The sequence below is a fragment of the Erysipelatoclostridium sp. An173 genome (assembly GCF_002160495.1).
Classification (GTDB): Bacteria; Bacillota_I; Bacilli_A; order Erysipelotrichales; family Coprobacillaceae; genus Thomasclavelia; species Thomasclavelia merdavium.
The window spans coordinates 1-729 of sequence record NZ_NFKR01000116.1; the positions used below are offsets into that span (position 1 = coordinate 1).

The 729-nt window shown below is 32.2% G+C and carries 1 protein-coding gene and 1 pseudogene; both read right to left on the reverse strand.

The window, feature by feature from the left end; translation table 11 throughout:
- Positions 1-57 precede the first annotated feature (57 nt).
- Positions 58-519 carry a transposase gene (locus B5F09_RS14670; protein ID WP_143357542.1) on the reverse strand — a complete coding sequence of 154 codons (462 nt, stop codon included), beginning with the start codon at positions 517-519 and terminating at the stop codon, positions 58-60.
- 15 nt (positions 520-534) lie between these two features.
- Positions 535-729, reverse strand: a pseudogene (locus tag B5F09_RS14940) (IS4/IS5 family transposase); the annotation flags it as partial.

Genomic DNA, 729 nt, shown 5'->3' on the forward strand with positions numbered 1-729 from the left:
CAAGCTAAAAAAGTGTAGTCTTGAAACTACATTTTTCAAGGTATATAATAAACTATGTTAGTTATAACGATAGTTAAAGAATACGACAGTCTTTGGCTTGACATGTCGCTTGTATTTTCTGCCAGGGCGGATCGGCAGAATCTCTTTAGCTATCAGATGTTCTACAGGTGGATTCTTTCCACCTTTTTTTCTTAGAAATTCTCTGATGATATGCACTGATCTTGTAAAATTGACCTGATATGTATATTTGATTTTATCTTTTTTAGGTATTTTTATTTCCTGTACAATTCTTTGACAGAAATTATACATAGTCATGCAGGCATAGATTTCCTGTTGAATCAATTTTCTTTTTTTAGCATGTAATGCATTGAGTCCAATAGCATATTTGAGCTCACGAAAAGAAGTTTCCTCACCCCAACGCATATTGTAAATTTCACGGATTTCTTCCATTGAGAATTCTTCTTTGTTTAGATTGGTGATAACGGTTTCATAGGTATCTTCAGTAATTTTGAATCTCACAACTCGACAATTGAATTAATACCATGGATCATCTTTGCTCATAAAATCAAATTTCGTTGACTTAGTAATAATTTTATATATTTCAGGACAAGCTTTGGTCATTTTTGTTTGTTTTAAGGTCAACATTCTAAATACATCAATATCAAATTCATCTTTAGGAAATGGACCTAATGATCGAGTGATACTGGTTTGAGAGCCGATATCCTTAAC